Genomic DNA, 18,189 nt, shown 5'->3' with positions numbered 1-18,189 from the left:
AATGTTTAGTAGCAGTGAACAAAAGAGTTTTTGGTCACATCATCCCGCCTCCACTATATATTTGCTAAAAAAAAAGCAAAGGATGCCGCTAATTCCGAATGATTTGGGAGGGCTATAAGGAGGCAATGTGCTTTCTTGCTTTCATTACAAAGAAATCAATAGCTTAGTTTTAATACAAACAGTCATTTTTTATGAATCATTTGAAAGCTTTTAAGATTCTTATCATTTTCTTGTTCGTAACATCCGTTTTATGGGCGCAAAAACAACAATCAAAGCCAGTTGCAACCACTCCAAAAGTAAAAGATTCGGTCAATGTGGTTACTTTTAAGGATAGTTACCCTGTAGTGCCTTTTCAGGACACCTTGTTTTTTATTCACAATAAAATAGGAAGTTTTTCTCCTGAAAAAAGAGCCAAAGCCATTGCCGAGAGAATCAAGCAAATTTACAGTGACCCATTGTTCGAAGCCGATTCCTTAAAAATTGTTCCAGCCGATATAACCCTCGATATCGTTTATAAAGAAGCTTTTATTATTATGTCTATAACTACACTTGATGCAAAGTCAGTGGGAAAAGACAGCCAAATTTTAGCACAACAGAACGTAGCTGTTATAGCAAACGCAATCCTAAATGAGAAAGAGAATAACGCCCCTGTCAAGTGGATGAAACGTATCGCGCTTGAACTTCTTTTTATAGGATGTATTTGTTTGCTTTTGTATGGTATAAACATTCTTTTTCGAAAGCTTAAATATTTTCTAATCCGAAACGATGAAAAATTTTTCAAAGGCATATTGATCAATAATTTTCATGTTTTATCACCAGCCAATCAACTCTATTTTAGCTTGCGCCTCATCGGTATCATTCGGACCATAGTTTTTATTTTGGTTATTTACCTCTCATTGCCCTTGCTTTTTAGTGTTTTTCCATCAACTGTGGGTTTCACTACGACGCTGATACATTGGATAATGAAACCTGCTAAGTTTGCTTTGGTTAGTTTTATTGATTTCCTACCTAATCTGTTTTCGATCATTGTTATTGTAGTCTTGTTTCGCTATGCTCTAAAAATTATCAAATATTTTGTAGATGAAATTCAAAAGGAGAACATCAACATTGATGGGTTTTATAGCGATTGGGCAAAACCAACATTCAATATTATAAAAGTATTGCTGTACGCTTTTATGTTAGTCATCATTTTTCCGTATCTCCCAGGCTCTGATTCGCCCATTTTCAAGGGAGTTACCGTATTTGTTGGTGTTTTGTTCTCCATTGGTTCTTCCAACGCTATCGCTAATATGGTGGCTGGATTAGTAATCACTTATATGCGTCCTTTTAAAATTGGTGATTTTATCAAAATTGGGGAGGTTAGTGGTTCTGTCATTGAAAAAACGGCTCTGGTTACCCGAATTAGAACTTCTAAAATGGAAGATATTACGATTCCCAACGCTACAGTTTTGTCGAGTTCATCAATAAATTTTTCTGCCAATACCAGGTCCAATACTGGTGGATTAGTGATTCATTCTACTGTTACCATTGGTTATGATGTACCTTGGAGAGAAGTGCATAAAGCCTTAATTGAAGCGGCCAATCGAACAGATTTAATCGAAAAAGAGCCTTTACCCTTTGTTTTGCAAACCAGTTTGGATGATTTTTATGTGTCGTATCAAATCAATGCGTTTACCAAAGAAGCAACAAAGCAACCGCTGATTTATTCAAATTTGCATCAAAATATTCAAGATACTTTTAGGGAAGCAGGTATAGAAATTATGTCTCCACATTACAAAGCCCTTCGAGATGGAAATCAATCCACGATTCCTAAACTATAAGAATTTATATATTTTATAATGGTTAGAAAAGAGTATTGGAATAAATTTATGTAAATAATAACTTATAATTTAATGTTCAAGAAAAGCTTTTCTCAACGTTTTTATCGTGTTTATACGTTAGTTATCGATTTTTTGATATTTCATGCTGTTTTAAAGTGTTGTATATTAATTAGTTGTGTTTTTGTCAATGAAAAATCACTAAAAGTGGGTATTGTGTACGCTTTTTGATTAGGGTAAATTTGCGGTACACTACTGTTTTTATTTATAAGCTAAAAAAAATAACCAACCGATGAGTACTCAAGAAATAGCCAAATTCACCGATTCCATCAACTCTAAATTAGAGGAAGGATTTGTTATAGAAGAGAAAAACGATACTTTACCATTTGCTGTTTTATCCAAAAAAAGAAAGCGAATCAACCATAAATTAAATTTTAAATTAGCTTGCATTACCTTAGGAGTTTGGTCTATTGTGTGGCTCTATCAGAGTTATGTTTCTAAAGCAAAAAAAATTGTTGTAGGTCTTGATGAAGATGGAAATGTTTTTCAAGAAAATTGTTATATGGGGTAGTAGTTCTCCTGTTTTTTCATAAAATGAAAGCCACGAATTTTGGTAATTGCTTACCGTATTCGTGGCTTTTTTATTCTCTATTTTCTTGGAATTTAGTCCAGTTTTTCTTTAAGGTACTTTGCAGTAACCGAATCTTTGTTTTTAATGATTGATTCGGGAGTGCCTACTGCTAATAATTTACCGCCATTTTCGCCACCTTCTGGTCCTAAATCAATTATCCAATCGGCACATTTTATCAAATCTAGATTGTGTTCTATGACAAGAATAGAATGGCCTTTTTCGATCAAGGCATCAAAAGAAGCCAATAATTTTTTAATATCATGAAAATGAAGACCTGTTGTTGGTTCGTCAAATACAAATAAGGCTTTTTCTTTGGTCGCTCCTTTTACTAAAAACGAAGCCAATTTGATACGCTGGGCTTCTCCACCAGAAAGTGTAGAGGATGATTGGCCTAATTGTACATATCCTAAACCAACGTCTTGTAAAGGCTGTAATTTTTGAATGATTTTATTTTGTTTGTGTTTTGTAAAAAAAGCAATGGCATCATCAATAGTCATCGTGAGTATATCGTGAATGCTTTTTTCCTCAAAGGTGACTTCTAGAATCTCTTTTTTGAATCGTTTCCCATTGCAAGTTTCACAAGGTAATTGCACATCAGCCATAAAAACCATCTCAACATTGATAGAACCTTCACCTTTACAAGTTTCACATCGACCACCATCCACATTGAATGAGAAATGTTTGGCTTGGTACCCTCTTACTTTGGATAGTTTCTCTTTTGCGAATAGGTCTCGAATATCATCATAGGCTTTGATATAGGTTACTGGATTTGAACGAGAGCTTCTCCCTATAGGGTTTTGATCCACATATTCGATATGTTTGATATGCGAAAAAGAGCCTTTCATTTCCGTAAACTGTCCCGCTTTTTCCCCAATGTTTTCCAGCTTTTTTTGCATGGCAGGAAACAGTATTTTTTTTACTAAAGTGCTTTTTCCGCTTCCAGAAACACCAGTTATAACAGTAAGTATGTCTAAAGGAATAACCACATCGATGTTTTGTAGATTATTTTCTCTAGCTCCAATGATTTCGATGTAATTTTTATAAGAGCGTCTTTTTTTAGGAGTAGCAATAGTTTTAGTGCCACTCAAATAATTCGCGGTCAAGGAATCGGCTTTTAGGATTTCCTCAAATGTTCCTTGTGCCACCAAGTTACCGCCCAAAGTTCCTGCTTCAGGGCCTATATCTATAATCCTATCGGCGGCTTTCATGATATCTTCATCATGCTCTACTACAATTACAGTATTGCCCAAATTTCGTAACGAAAGCAAGACATTAATTAAGCGTTTGGTATCCTTTGGATGCAATCCAATACTGGGTTCATCCAATATATACATTGATCCAACCAAACTACTTCCGAGTGAGGTAGCCAAGTTGATGCGTTGGGATTCTCCACCTGATAAAGTGGCCGAATTTCTGTTTAAGGTCAAATAATCCAACCCTACTTCGGTCAAAAAAGACAATCTGTTGTTGATTTCAATCAATAAACGCTTTGCAATTTGTTTTTCATAGTCATCCAATTGCATTTCTTTGAAGAAATTGACTAGATTTTTAATGGGTAAATCAACCAAATCAGAGACTGTCTTGTGGTTTATTTTAACATAAGATGCTTCTGGGCGAAGGCGTTTTCCTTTGCAATTTGGGCATTTTGTTTTGCCTCTGTAACGGGAAAGCATCACCCGATTTTGTATCTTATAATTTTTTTCTTCTAATTCTTTGAAAAAATCATTCAGCCCTTGAAAATAGTGATTTCCAGTCCATAATAGTTCTTTTTGCTCATCGGTTAGTTGGAAATAAGGTTTGTGAATTGGAAAATCAAATTTGTAAGCCGTTTTTACCAGTTCCTCTTTATACCAACCCATGCTTTCGCCACGCCAAGGATAGATGGCATTTTCAAAAACAGAAAGTGTGGTGTTGGGTACTACAAGTTCGGGGTCAATACCAATGATATTGCCGTAGCCTTCGCAGGCGGGACAAGCCCCATACGGATTATTGAAGCTAAACAAATGAACGTTGGGTTCTAAGAAAGAGATGCCATCTAGCTCAAAGTTATTCGAGAAGCTAACTCTATTTTTTTCGTGGAGCTCTTGTAGAAAACATTCTCCTTTTCCTTCATAGAATGCGGTTTGAACGGCATCGGCCAAACGATTGTAAAATTCCTCTTCAGATTTAACTACAATGCGATCAATGATGAGTTCGATGGTCAATTTTTCTAATTCTTTGTCTTTTTTGTCTACAATAGATGCAATGAAATCGTCTAATCGAAGCATTTCATGATCCACAAGAACTCTCGCAAAACCTTGTTGTTGTAGTATTTTTAATTTATCTTGTAGTTTTCGTCCTTCTTCAACATGAAGTGGGGCTAGTAATAACCACTTGCTATCTGAGGAAAAGGTTTTCACACAATTGACCACATCGGTTACGGTATTTTTCTTTACTTCTTGACCCGAAATAGGAGAGTAGGTTCGTCCAATTCGGGCATACAACAACTTGATATAGTCATAGATTTCTGTTGAAGTTCCAACAGTTGAGCGAGCATTGGTTGTGTTTACTTTTTGTTCGATGGCAATTGCAGGAGCAATACCTTTGATATAATCTACTTTTGGTTTGTCCAATCGCCCCAAGAATTGTCGGGCATACGATGATAAACTTTCTACATAACGTCGTTGTCCCTCGGCGTATAGGGTATCAAAAGCCAAGCTAGATTTTCCAGATCCCGAAAGCCCAGTAATTACTACTAATTTATTTCTAGGAATTACCACGTCCACGTTTTTTAAATTGTGAACTTGAGCTCCTTTAATAATTATATGTTGTTTAGGGTCTAGTTTGGAAAGGTCAATCGATGTCATGGAAATAAATTTACACAAAAGTAAGCAATTTTGCCCTTTTACTATTGGGAGAATCCATCACAAAATCCTATCAGAGCAAACGCATCACTTATTTTTCGCCACGAATTTAAAGAATGTAGAAAAACTTTGATGGCAGCTTGGCAAACTTTGTTTACCGCTGATTCGCTGATTTTCAAAAATTAAAAAAAGTGTTTGATAGAATTGCACTACTACGCACTACTATTTGTGATATTAAAATTTGAATGACACGAATCGTATCTTACTTTGGCAGATTTGTGCTAATTATGTTATTCTAATTTGTGTTAGTTGGTGTAATTGCTTCGCCAATTCGACTAACGCTAGGGTTGTGGCTAATTTTTATTTTTTAACTCCTGCGTTTGCCCTGAATATCCTATAGTATTCTTCAAAATCTTTCTATTTTTAGTTTACATTTATAGTTTGACAGACTTGTTTCTAATGAAAAATTTAGAAGTAGCACTATTAAGTTATAGTTTTACACAAATATTTGTTTTATGCGAATTAAAAAATCTTTTCTACTACTGGCTCTTTTTTGGGTAACGTCCTTTTTTGCACAAGAATTACCACCGATAATTAAGTATTCTCCAAAGATGTATGGTGCTGGTAATCAAAACTGGATGATTTCTCAAGATCAAAATCACTATTTGTATTTTGCTAATAACGAAGGATTACTAACTTTCGATGGCTCGAAATGGGATCTCTATCCTTCTCCCAACGAAACCATTATTCGTTCTGTTAAAAGTATCGGAAATCGTGTCTATACGGGATGTTATATGGAATTTGGGTATTGGTTGCGTCAAAAAAACGGAAGACTTCAATATACTTCATTGAGTAAAGACATAAAAAACAAAATTCAGGATGACGAACAGTTTTGGAATATACTACATTATGATCATTGGATTATTTTTCAATCTTTGCATAAGATTTTCATATATGATTCTAAGAAGAAATCGTTTAAAGTGATTGCCCCTAAAAGCGGAATTTTGAAATCTTTTAAAAACACAAATGGAATTTTTTATCAGACAGTTTCCAACGGATTATATGAAATTGTAAGTGGTAAAGAAAGTTTAGTATCTGATGATCCCATTCTTAAAAATAATAAAATCATCAATGTTTTTGCTATTGATCAAGGGCTTCTTATTCAAACTCAATGGAACGGCTTTTACAAATTGTTTCAGCAAAAGATCTCACGGTTTGTTACCGATGTTGATGATAAATTAAAGGCAAAAAGCAGCTATACCAATCAACAATTATCAGATGGTAGCATGGCCATTGGTACCGTTTCAGATGGGGTGTATGTTATTGATAGCAATGGTAAGTTGAAGCATCATATTTCTAAAAAGAACGGATTGAGTAACAATACCGCTTTGTCTTTGTTTGAAGATGTAGATAAAAATTTATGGATTGGTTTAGACTTTGGTATTAATTGTATCAATTTACAATCCCCTATTAAGAGTTTTACGGATAGTTCAGGAATTTTAGGAACGATTTACACGACCAAGTTATTTAATGGACAACTTTTTATTGGTACTAATCAAGGTCTTTTTTATAAAGAATATTATTCAAATGAGGATTTCAAATTCATAAGTGGAACCAAAGGTCAAGTATGGTCCCTTTTTGAATATAATGGGGAGTTGTTTTGTGGGCACGATTCGGGTAGTTTTCTGATTCAAAATGGGACTGCCATTCCAATTTTTAATAGTTCTGGCACTTGGAAGTTTAGTCCTGTGCCCAATAGAAAAGATCTTTTGTTGCAAGGGAATTACTACGGGATTTCGGTTTTGCAAAAAGTAAACAATCAATGGGTATTCAAAAACAAAGTAGCGGGTTTTGATTATTCCGCTAAAAGTTTTGAAATTACTACTGGTCTTGAGGTGTATATTAGTCATGAATATAAAGGAATTTTCCGTTTGAAGTTAAACCAAGATTTAACAAAGGCAACTTCCTTTGTGACTTATGCTTCACCCCAAAAAGGAAAGAATGCAAGCTTGATTAAATTTCATGGTAATATCTATTATGCCTATAAAGAGGGTGTTTTTACATTGCAACCCAAAACAAAACAATTTGTCAAGGATACGGCCCTCAGCGCTATTTTTAATAAAGGAGAATATACTTCAGGAAGGATGATAGTTTCTGAGTCTAATAAATTATGGCTGTTTACCAAAAATTATATTCATTATTTTACATTAAGTAAGTTAAGTAATCAACTCAAAGATAATGTGATTCCAATTCCAGCTTCTTTAACCAATTCAATGTTGGGTTATGAAAATTGTACACAGCTTTCAAATACTACTTATCTTATTGGTAATGCCGATGGCTATTATACCTTAAATATGAATGATTTGAGCTTCAAAAATTACAAAGTTGCTATAACCGATATCGCAGTAAATAGCTTAAATGAAGGTGTATTTAAGCATTCTATTAAGGAAAAAGGTAAATTCAAATACTTACAAAACAACATAGCATTCAATTTTACTGTTCCTGAGTATAATAAGTATATCAATACAGAATATCAATATGTATTAAAAGGATTTCAAGAGCAATGGAGTCCATGGAGTTCTAAATCCTTTATGAATTATAAAAACCTTCCTCCAGGAGATTATGTGTTTAAGGTGAGGGCTAAATTTTCAAACACACTTATAGAAAACACTGCGGTTTATTCTTTTACAATTTTAAAACCTTGGTATTTTACAAATTTGGCACTATTCCTTTATGTAGTGTTGTTTTTTGTTATGGCTTTTTATATCAATAAGGCTTACCGAAATTATTATGAAAAACAAGAGGCCAAACTGATTGAAGAGAATAATCGCTTGTTAGAGATTAAAGAACTTGAAAATGAACAAGAATTGATGCGATTGCGCAACGAACAACTTTCTCAAGATGTAGATTCCATAAACCGAGAATTAGCGGTCTCTACAATGAGTTTGAATAGTAAGAATGAATTGTTAGCCTTCATTAAAGAAGATTTGAAAAAAACGGATCAAGGTAATACTTCTAATATCAAATCAGTTATTTCAACGATAAATAAGAATATAACTGAAGAAGATTCGTGGAAAGTGTTTAGTGAAGCTTTTGATAGTGTTGATAAAGATTTTTTAAAGAGAATCAAGCAAATGCATAATGTATTGACTTCTAATGATCTAAGATTGTGTGCTTATTTACGAATGAATCTATCTTCAAAAGAAATTGCTCCATTATTGAATATTTCAGTCAGAAGTGTAGAAATAAAACGATATCGTTTGCGAAAAAAAATGGATTTACCTCACGAACAAGGCTTAGCTGAATATATATTAACCGTATAGTTTTTTACAAAACACGGTTTTTTACCTATACATTACCACAACATGCTATACTGTTGTGGTTTTTTTATGGCTTTTACTATTTTTTTTGATAAATCATTTTCACAACAAAACCCTTGTTTTTTTAGTATATATTTATCTTTTTGGTGATTTTTTTGTTTTGTATATTTTTTGTTGAGGTGTGTTTTCTACTATTTCGTTGTAGTAATACTAATTTTAACAATAATTAATAAAACAATTATATTATGAAATCAAAACTAGTATTAATTGCATTCATTTTGCTCGCCTCATTAGGGTATGCACAAACGAATGAAATCAGTGGAAGGGTTATCGATACCAAAACTGGTGCCACGCTCCCAGGTGTAAATGTGAGAGTTAGTAACACAAGTCAAAGTACAACAAGTGACTTTGATGGAAATTTTAAACTAAGTAAGGTTGCTCCAAAATCGATTTTGATTTTTAGCTATGTTGGCTATAAAGATGTCCAATTGACAGTCACCAATGCTTCGAATCTATTAGTGAAAATGGATGAGGAATCGAATGCACTAAAAGAAGTAGTAGTAATTGGGTATGGTAGCCAAAAAAAGCGTGAGGTAACTGGTGCTGTTTCTGTACTTAGTGCCAAAGCATTGGATGTAATTAAACCCATAAAAGTAGAGCAAGCTTTACAAGGTACCATTTCTGGAGTGAATGTTACTTCTACATCAGGAGCGCCAGGAGCAGCTTTAGATATTCGTATTCGTGGAATTGCTACCAACGGTGAAAATAGACCCACCACTATCATCGATGGATATGTAGGAGAATTAGGATTATTGAACCCAAACGATATTGAAACCATTACTGTTTTGAAAGATGCTCAAGCAGCCATCTATGGTACCATTGGTGCTAATGGAGTTATTTTGATCACCACCAAAACGGGTAAAAAGAACGCCAAAACCAAAATCAATTATAATAGTTATGTAGGTTTTCAGGAAGCTGCTAGAATCTTACCTACATTAAATGCTACTGAGTATGCTTTGTTGTTGAATGAAAGTTATGCCAATGGAGGACAAACTATTCCTTATCCTAACGTTTCAGGTTTAGGTAAAGGTACCAATTGGCAAAAAGAAACCATCAAAACGGGTGTGCCAATCATCAATCATGATTTTACAATAGCAGGTGGGTCAGAAAAAATCACATATTCTGTGAGTGGTTCTCATTTAGATCAAGAAGGGATTATTGGTGGAGATAAATCAGGCTTTTTACGAAATACTGCAAGACTTTCTCTTGGAGCAGATTTATCGGATAAAATAAAATTGAAAACCAATGTTATTTATACCTATTTCAATAGAAAAACATTAAATGAAAACGGATTAGGGTCGGTTTTGTTCAATGCATTAAATACACCATCTACTCTAAAACCCTATGATGCTAATGGTGATTTTACCTTAGTTCCAAGTACAGCTGGTTTAGGTAATGAGATCATCAACCCCTTAGCTCAGATAGATAATACCTATAACGACTATAACTTCAAAAAGTTGAATGGTAATTTCGGATTAGACTATACTCTTTTTGACGGATTTGTCATCAGCAGTACAATTGGTTTTAATACGGCTAATGCTAAATCTAAAACTTTTGCTAAAGAAGTATTTTATGGAGGAAAAGTTTTTGATGTGCCTAGAAGTTCTGTAACTCAAGGTGCGATTAATGACAACGATTATTCTTTTGATTTATTTGGTACGTATAGCAAAAAAATTGGGGAGGACCATAATTTGGTTGCTACTGTTGGTAACACCATTTTCAAACAATGGGGAAGTGGATTATTTGCTACAGGATTTGACGTTCCTAATAATTCTTGGGATTTTGCTGATATTTCTTTGACTACGGGTTTTTTAGATGCTAAAACCAATAGTTCTTATGTGTATGACGAAAGAAGATTGTCTTATTTTGGTAGAATTCAATACGATTTCAAAGGACGTTATTTGTTGTCCGCAATGTTACGACGTGATGCGTCTACTAAGTTTGGACCAACCAACAGAGTAGGTTATTTTCCTTCTTTTACAGCAGGTTGGATAATTTCTGATGAAGGATTTTTTGGAGAGTCAAAAACTCTAAATTTCATGAAATTAAGAGCTAGTTATGGTACTTTGGGGAATGACCAAATTCCTAATAACGGGTATTTAGGGTTTTTGAATGGTGAAGCAACCTATGTTTTTGATGGCACTTTAGCTAATGGAACTGCCGTTGGACAAACACCAAATCCAGGATTGAAATGGGAAGAAGCTCGTAAGTTTGATGTTGGTTTGGACTTTAAATTATTTGATAATAAAATATCGATCATCACCGATTATTTTATAGATACACGTAAAGATCTTTTAATTCCAAATATTCCAGTATCTGGAATTATAGGAACGAGTGCTCCAGGAGCAGCTTCACCAACTATAAATGCTGGAACAGTACGTAATTCTGGAGTTGAATTTGCAGTTGATTACAAAAATACTTTTGCAAACGATTTGTCCTTAAGCATTGGTTATAATGTGACTTTCTTGAAAAATGAAGTGTTAGAAGTAAATAATGGTACAGGTTTTATCGAAGGTGGAGCCTTTGGTGTAGGTCAACCAGCGCCATCTAGAATGGAAGTTGGGAAACCAATTGGTTATTTCTACGGATACAAAACCGATGGTATTTTTCAAAATCAAGCTGAAGTAGATGCCCATCCTTCACAATTGGGATTAGGTGCTAATGCTGCTCCAGGTGATATTCGTTTTGTAGATACAAATGGTGATGGAGTTATTGATACTAAAGACAGAACCAATATTGGAGATCCAGTACCTACTGCTACTATGGGATTCAATGTTCAATTGAATTATAAAAATTTAGATTTTGCAGTATATACTTTTGCTTCTTTAGGAAATGATATGGTGCGTAATTATGAAAGAACTTTATCCGATGCCAATCGTTTGAATTATGTCCTAGACCGTTGGACAGGAGAAGGTTCCACAAATACGACCCCTAGAGTAACTACAGGAGCTACTTCTAACAATGTGTTTTCGGATTATTTTGTTGAAGATGCCTCTTACTTCAGAATTCAAAATATTCAATTAGGGTATACATTAAACCCAAGTGTTTCTGAAAAAATTGGAATCTCAAAATTCAGATTGTACACTGGCGTAAACAACTTGTACACCTTTACTAAATATAAAGGTTACGACCCAGGTGCTTCTAATGGTGCCCCAATTGGAGGAGGAATTGATTATGGGTTTTATCCTATACCAAGAACTTATTTGTTAGGACTAAACATTAATTTTTAATTGCAATTACAATGAAAAAGTATTTATATATAGCGATTGTAACCCTTTTTGTTACTTCATTTGCGGTTACTTCTTGTACAGATGAATTTGTGGATCGCGACCCAGTATATTCAATCGATTCTGAAAATTATTTTAATTCAAAAGCAGAATACGATAAAGCTTTGATTGCGGCCTATGATTTATTGCAGTCCAGTTATGTGAATGTTTTGTTAGGCGAAATTGCCTCAGATAATACTTTAGCAGGAGGGGAAAGTCCAACAGATGTGATTGGCTTCCAACAAGTAGACGATATGATTCACACTCCGGTAAATAGTAATTTACGTGACATATGGAACTGGATGTTCGCTGGTGTTCAAAGAGCCAATTACATTTTGGAATTCAAAGACAAAACGGATTTTTCAGGTAAAAATCAAATCATAGCAGAAGCTCGTTTCTTGCGCGCTTACTATCAATTTGAATTGGTAAAATGGTTTGGTGGGATCCCGATGAAAGGAGATGCTCGTTTCAAAATTGGAGATGAAAAAACAATCAAAAGAGCCACAACTCAAGAAGTCTATGCTTCTATTGAAGCCGATTTAATCTTTGCTTCGGCTAATTTGGCAGCAGTTCCTTCACAAAAAGGTCGCGCTACCAAAGGAGCTGCATTAGCCTTGCTAGGAAAAGCTTATTTGTATCAAAACAAATTTAGCCAAGCAGCAAGTACACTAGAAAGTGTCGTTACTTCCGGTAGTTATTCTTTGGTTACAGATTACAATTCTATTTTCGAACAAGAGGGGGAAAACAATGCAGAATCTGTTTTTGAAGTACAATATACAGATGTTGAAGGTGCTGGTTTTGGATGTTTACAATGTAGTGAAGGGAATGTAGCCGTTGGATTTAATGGCATTAGAAATTACTCGGGTAGTTTATTTACCTCAGGATTCAGTTTTAATGTGCCTACAAAAGAAACCTATAATTCCTTTGAAGTAGGGGATCTTAGAAAAAATGTAGCCATACTTGATATCGAAGCATGGGCAACAAGTACCAACGCAACTTTTGGAAAAGGGAATGAACATACGGGTTACTTTAACCGAAAGTATTTGCCTAGAAAGAGAAGTAGCAATGCAGCAGGGGATTTGAACTTGACCAATCCAAACAACTACAGAGCCATTCGTTATGCCGATGTATTGTTAATGGCTGCCGAGGCGTACAACCGTGGCGGTATAGATGATGCTAAAGCTAGATTGTATTTGAATCAAGTGCGTCGCCGTGCTTTTGGAGATACCAATCATGATATCTCTGCTTCTGGTAGTGCTTTAACCGATTTTATTTTAGCTGAGAGAAGGTATGAACTTGTAGGCGAAGGACATCGTTTCTTTGACCTAGTGAGAACTGGTAAAGCAGCAGGTAAAATCCCTGGATTTACAGCAAGTAAAAATGAATTATTCCCTATTCCAATTGAAGAAATTCAATTCTCAAATGGAAACTGGGAACAAAACCCTGGATACTAAATAATAAATATTATGAAAAAAATAGTATATATAGTAAGCTTGTTAGTTCTTGCCTTAGTGGTAAGTTGTACTAACGAAAATAGTTTGATTGATGTTTCGGGGGTAAGCGCCCCAAAAGACATCTCGGCATTGACCACTGTAACACAAGATAATACAGGGTTAGTTACCTTTTTGCCTCGTGGTGAGGGAGTAACTCGTTACGAAATCTTTTTTGGAGACGGGACCTCAGAACCAGCTTATGTTATTCCGGGAGGATCGGTAGATCATAAATACAAAGAAGGGGTTTATGATGCTAAAATTGTTGGTACTACTATTAATGGTAAACGTACCGAAGTGACCCAAAAAGTAGTTGTGGCTTTTAGAGCTCCCGAAAATTTAGTAGTAACCATCGAAAACGATTTACAAGTTTCTAAAAAAGTTACCGTAAAAGCTACAGCTGATTTTGCACTATTTTATGATGTGTTTTTTGGTGAACCAGGAAAACCAGATCCCATTTCGGTTAATAACGGAGAATCGGTTTCCTACACCTATAAAGAGGCAGGAATTTATAAAATTAGAGTAGTTTCAAAAAGTGCTGCCATTAAAACTACTGAGTTTGTTACCGATTTTGAAGTAACAGTTGTAAACAAACCGTTTGCTTCAGCTCCAACGCCTCCAAACAGACAAGCCGGTGATGTAATTTCTCTATACGGATCGAAATATACCAATGTAGCAGGATCTAATTTCTTTCCAGACTGGGGACAAGCAGGACAAGGATCTAGTTGGGCCGAGTTTGATTTGAATGGAGACAAAATGTTGAATTACATTAAATTGAGTTATCAAGGGAACCAATTTGCAAACGCCATTGATGTTTCGGGTATGGAATTTTTTCACATGGATGTTTGGACTGCCGATTTAGACAAAATAGAAACTTCCTTGATTAGCTTGACTGGTGGTGAAAAACCGGTAGTGAAAAGCTTAGTAGCCAATGAATGGACCAGTATTGATATTCCTATCAAGGCATTTACAGATCAAGGATTGAAAGTTTCGGATATTCATCAATTGAAATTTGTGGGTATACCTTGGGCCAAAGGTTCCGTATTTATTGATAATATTTATTTTTATAAAACGCCAGCACAAGTTCTACAATTACCTGTAGATATGGAAGCTAGTTTAACCTACAATTGGATTGGTTTTGGCTCTTCAAGTTTTGGTGCAATACCAACAGCAGTGATTGCTAACCCTGATAAATCGGGTGCTAATACTTCCAATAAAGTACTTTCTATTGATAAAACGGCAGGAGCTCAAGTTTGGGCAGGGGCAAGCTTAGAATTAGATACTAATTTGGATTTTTCTAAAGGTAAAAAAGTACAAGTTACAGTTTGGTCTCCTAAAGTAGGCGCTTCTATATTATTTAAAATTGAAAAGAAAGGAGATCCAAGTACGAATGCTGAAGTTAAAGTGAATACTACTGTGGCAAACCAATGGGAAGTGTTGACTTTTGATTTGACTACAGCAGGCTCATTTAATGCAACCAATAGTTATGGAATAATAGTGCTTTTCCCTGATTTTGGAGTCGATGGAACAGGAACAAAGTATTATTTTGATGATATCAAACAAATCAATTAAATTAAGGAAAATGAAAAAAATATTTTTTAATATAATAGCGCTCTTCAGCTTACTAGTTATGGTAAACTGTCAAGACGATAATGTGGAGTTTGGCTCCTTAGAGGCTCCTTCTAATTTGGTGGTATCTTTCGATATCGTAGGCAAAACACCACAGACACCCAATGGTGATGGTTCTGGTATAGTAAAATTTACTGCAAAAGCAGATAATGCCATTACTTATAAATTTGTGTATGGAGATGGAACCTCTGAATTATCCCCATCAGGTATGACTGAGCATGGTTTTGCAGTAGTAGGTGTAAACACTTATAATGTTACCGTTATCGCCAATGGTAAAGGCGGTGTAACTTCCTCTACAATTTTTGAAGTTAAAGTGTTTAGCAACTTCAGCGATCCAGAATCGACCAACTTCCTTACAGGAGGAACCGCTGCAGGGAAAAAATGGTACATCGCTGCAAATGAAGTGGCTCATTTAGGTGTAGGTCCAAACAGCAGTAATAATGAAGAAAATTATTTCCCAAAATGGTATCAAGCGGCGGCATTTGAAAAAGCAGCAACTTGTTTTTATGATGGTGAATATACTTTTGCCTTAGTAAATGGTAAAATTGAGTTCAAACAAGATAATAAAGGGAATACCTTTTTTCAAAACTCATACAAAAGTCTTGGAGGTGGTACCAATGGAGGAGATGACCAATGTCTGCCATTCAATACTGCTGGAACTAAGCTGGTATCATTGGCACCCTCTACATCGGTGGTTTCCAAAAATCCAAATGTTGCTTCAAAAGTAACCGGTACTGTTATGAATTTTTCTGATGGTGGATTCATGGGATATTATGCAGGTGCTACCCAGTACGAAATACTCACAATTACTGAAAATAGAATGACGGTTCGTTTTGTTCAAGCGAATAATGCTGAATTGGCATGGTACCAAACCTTTACCACAACAAAACCTAGTCAAGCTGCACCAGATGATTTCACTAAATTAGTTTGGGAAGATACCTTCGATACCGCTGGTGCACCGAGTACTACAAACTGGAGTTATGATTTAGGTACTGGCTCTGGTGGTTGGGGTAACGGAGAACTTCAATCCTATACCAATGAGGCTAAAAATATTAAAGTGGAAGGTGGAATGTTGAAGATAACCGCTATCAAAGAAGGTTCTGGATATTCATCGGCGAGAATTAAAACCGAAGATAAATTTAAATTCAAATACGGTAAAGTCGAGTTTCGAGCCAAAATGCCAGCGGGAGTTGGAACTTGGGGAGCTGTTTGGTCATTAGGTCAAGATTTCAAAACAGTAGGATGGCCTAACTGTGGTGAAATTGATTTCTTAGAGTATGTTGGAAAAAACCCTAACGAAATTATTGGAGCTTTCCATTTCCCAGGTAATTCTGGTGGTGGTGCAATCGTAGGGAAAACTACCATTTCTAACCCAACTACAGAGTTTCATGTGTACAAAACCATTTGGACAGCAACTTCAATAAAAATGTATGTGGATGATAAATTGTATCATTCCTTAGATAATACCCCTGCATCGGTTTATAACAAAGAATTTTTCTTAATCCTGAATGTAGCAATGGGAGGAACTTTAGGCGGACCAGTTGATCCTGCTTTCACGCAATCTACTATGGAAGTGGATTATATTAAAGTGTATCAATAGTCAATTATAGTACAAATCAATAACGAGTAGGACACATTAACCTACTCGTTACTTGATTTTTTTAATCCCTTTCTTTTTTAGTTAGTATTCCATTTTCAATACTTTTTCTATCAATTATTTCAGGAATTATCTTGTTTAAAACACACCTTATTTTTTCAGAGTAACACATTTTTTATGGTTTTTTCAATACCACTAGTTATTGAAAAAAGCATTCAATAGAAGTATTTAGAAGTATATGAACAAAATAGTTATAGTCGTTATTTTTTGGATGTGTTCCTTATCGTTTTATGCTCAAAACGATGTGGTAGTTGTGAACCAAAGTAAGTTGGGGTTGTCACTTCAAGTGAATGGTAAAAATTTTATGGTTAAGGGAATGAATTGGGATTATTTTCCTATCGGAAAAAATTACGAATACAATTTATGGGAACAACCCGAAGCCTTCATTCGTAAAGTTCTTCATTATGAAATGGGACTCCTAAAGAACATGGGAATTAATGCAATTCGAGTCTATACCGGAATTCCTAAAAAATGGATAGCATATATTCATACTAATTTTGGAATTTACACCATGCTCAACCATCCTTTTGGCCGATATGGTGTTATGATTGATGGGAATTGGAATTCCAATACAGATTATACCCAAGAAAATGTGCGAACGACGCTGCTTAATGAAGTAAAGCAATTGGCCAACGAGTATAAAGATACAAAAGGATTATTACTCTATTTATTGGGTAACGAAAACAACTTTGGATTGTTCTGGCAAGGTGCAGAAACCGAAAATATTCCGGTTGAAGATAAGAAATCAACAAAATTAGCCCAAGCCCTATACCAACTTTTTAACGAGGCTGCATTGGCCATAAAAATGAAGGATAGAAATCATCCTGTTGCAATTTGTAATGGTGATGTATTGTTTTTGAATGTCATCGCCAAAGAATGTCCTAATGTAGATATTTTAGGACTTAATGTGTACAGAGGTGTTTCGTTTGGGGATCTTTTCGAAAGGGTAAAAAACGAATATGGAAAGCCTGTTTTGTTCACCGAGTTTGGTTCGGATGCCTTCAGTACGATTAGTAAAAAAGAAGACCAAAAAGCCCAAGCAACAATTCTAAAAGGTAATTGGAAAGAAATCTATGAAAACACTGCTGGATTAGGAAAAACACAAAACTGTATTGGAGGTTTTACTTTTCAATTTAGTGATGGCTGGTGGAAAAATGGCCAAACTACGAACCTAGACATTCATGATACCCATGCTTCTTGGAGTAACGGAGGGTATGTTTTTGATTTTGAACAAGGCAAAAACAATATGAATGAGGAATGGTTTGGGATTTGTGCCAAAGAAAAAACATTAAATAATGAAGAATATACTTTACAACCTAGATTGGCTTATTATCTTTTAAAAAAAATACATCAAATTGATCCCTATGCTAAGAAATTCTCATTGGAAAAACTTCAGCAAAAAATCGAAGTGATAGCACTTGAAAATAATAAAAAAAGCAACAAGGATTCTTTGCCGATAAGAAAGCAGTAACTCTT

9 protein-coding genes are annotated in these 18,189 nt (G+C 35.0%); 8 read left to right on the top strand and 1 reads right to left on the bottom strand.

Going from position 1 to position 18,189, the window contains the following annotated elements:
• Positions 1 to 191 precede the first annotated feature (191 nt).
• Positions 192 to 1,820, top strand: coding sequence for a mechanosensitive ion channel family protein (locus ACSVH5_RS02625; RefSeq protein ID WP_438059911.1), 1,629 nt, complete (start codon positions 192 to 194; stop codon positions 1,818 to 1,820).
• Positions 1,821 to 2,109: 289 nt separating this feature from the next.
• Positions 2,110 to 2,388 carry a hypothetical protein gene (locus ACSVH5_RS02620; RefSeq protein WP_438059910.1) on the top strand — a complete coding sequence of 93 codons (279 nt, stop codon included), beginning with the start codon at positions 2,110 to 2,112 and terminating at the stop codon, positions 2,386 to 2,388.
• 92 nt (positions 2,389 to 2,480) lie between these two features.
• On the opposite strand, the gene uvrA is transcribed toward ACSVH5_RS02620, so the two are convergent.
• Positions 2,481 to 5,294: an excinuclease ABC subunit UvrA gene (gene uvrA / locus ACSVH5_RS02615; protein ID WP_438059909.1), complete on the bottom strand. Its 2,814-nt coding sequence runs from the start codon at positions 5,292 to 5,294 to the stop codon at positions 2,481 to 2,483.
• 512 nt (positions 5,295 to 5,806) lie between these two features.
• On the opposite strand from uvrA, the gene ACSVH5_RS02610 reads away from it, so the two are divergent.
• The 6 genes from ACSVH5_RS02610 to ACSVH5_RS02585 all read left to right on the top strand — a co-directional run bounded on the left by ACSVH5_RS02610 (position 5,807) and on the right by ACSVH5_RS02585 (position 18,184).
• On the top strand, positions 5,807 to 8,614 hold the full coding sequence (locus tag ACSVH5_RS02610; protein ID WP_438059908.1) for a triple tyrosine motif-containing protein: 2,808 nt from the start codon (positions 5,807 to 5,809) through the stop codon (positions 8,612 to 8,614).
• A gap of 242 nt (positions 8,615 to 8,856) precedes the next feature.
• Positions 8,857 to 11,901, top strand: a complete 3,045-nt coding sequence (locus ACSVH5_RS02605) for a SusC/RagA family TonB-linked outer membrane protein (RefSeq protein ID WP_438059907.1) — start codon at positions 8,857 to 8,859, stop codon at positions 11,899 to 11,901.
• A gap of 11 nt (positions 11,902 to 11,912) precedes the next feature.
• Entirely contained in the window at positions 11,913 to 13,391 is a 1,479-nt protein-coding gene (locus tag ACSVH5_RS02600; protein WP_438059906.1) for a RagB/SusD family nutrient uptake outer membrane protein, read from the top strand.
• A gap of 12 nt (positions 13,392 to 13,403) precedes the next feature.
• On the top strand, positions 13,404 to 14,999 hold the full coding sequence (locus tag ACSVH5_RS02595; RefSeq protein WP_438059905.1) for a hypothetical protein: 1,596 nt from the start codon (positions 13,404 to 13,406) through the stop codon (positions 14,997 to 14,999).
• A 10-nt stretch (positions 15,000 to 15,009) separates the two neighbouring features.
• Positions 15,010 to 16,656, top strand: a complete 1,647-nt coding sequence (locus ACSVH5_RS02590) for a glycoside hydrolase family 16 protein (RefSeq protein WP_438059904.1) — start codon at positions 15,010 to 15,012, stop codon at positions 16,654 to 16,656.
• A gap of 235 nt (positions 16,657 to 16,891) precedes the next feature.
• Positions 16,892 to 18,184: a hypothetical protein gene (locus ACSVH5_RS02585; RefSeq protein ID WP_438059903.1), complete on the top strand. Its 1,293-nt coding sequence runs from the start codon at positions 16,892 to 16,894 to the stop codon at positions 18,182 to 18,184.
• The last annotated feature ends 5 nt before the right edge of the window (positions 18,185 to 18,189 follow it).

The organism is Flavobacterium sp. RSSA_27 (genome assembly GCF_051547125.1).
Classification (GTDB): Bacteria; Bacteroidota; Bacteroidia; order Flavobacteriales; family Flavobacteriaceae; genus Flavobacterium.
This window is presented reverse-complemented; position numbering and strand designations above follow the sequence as displayed.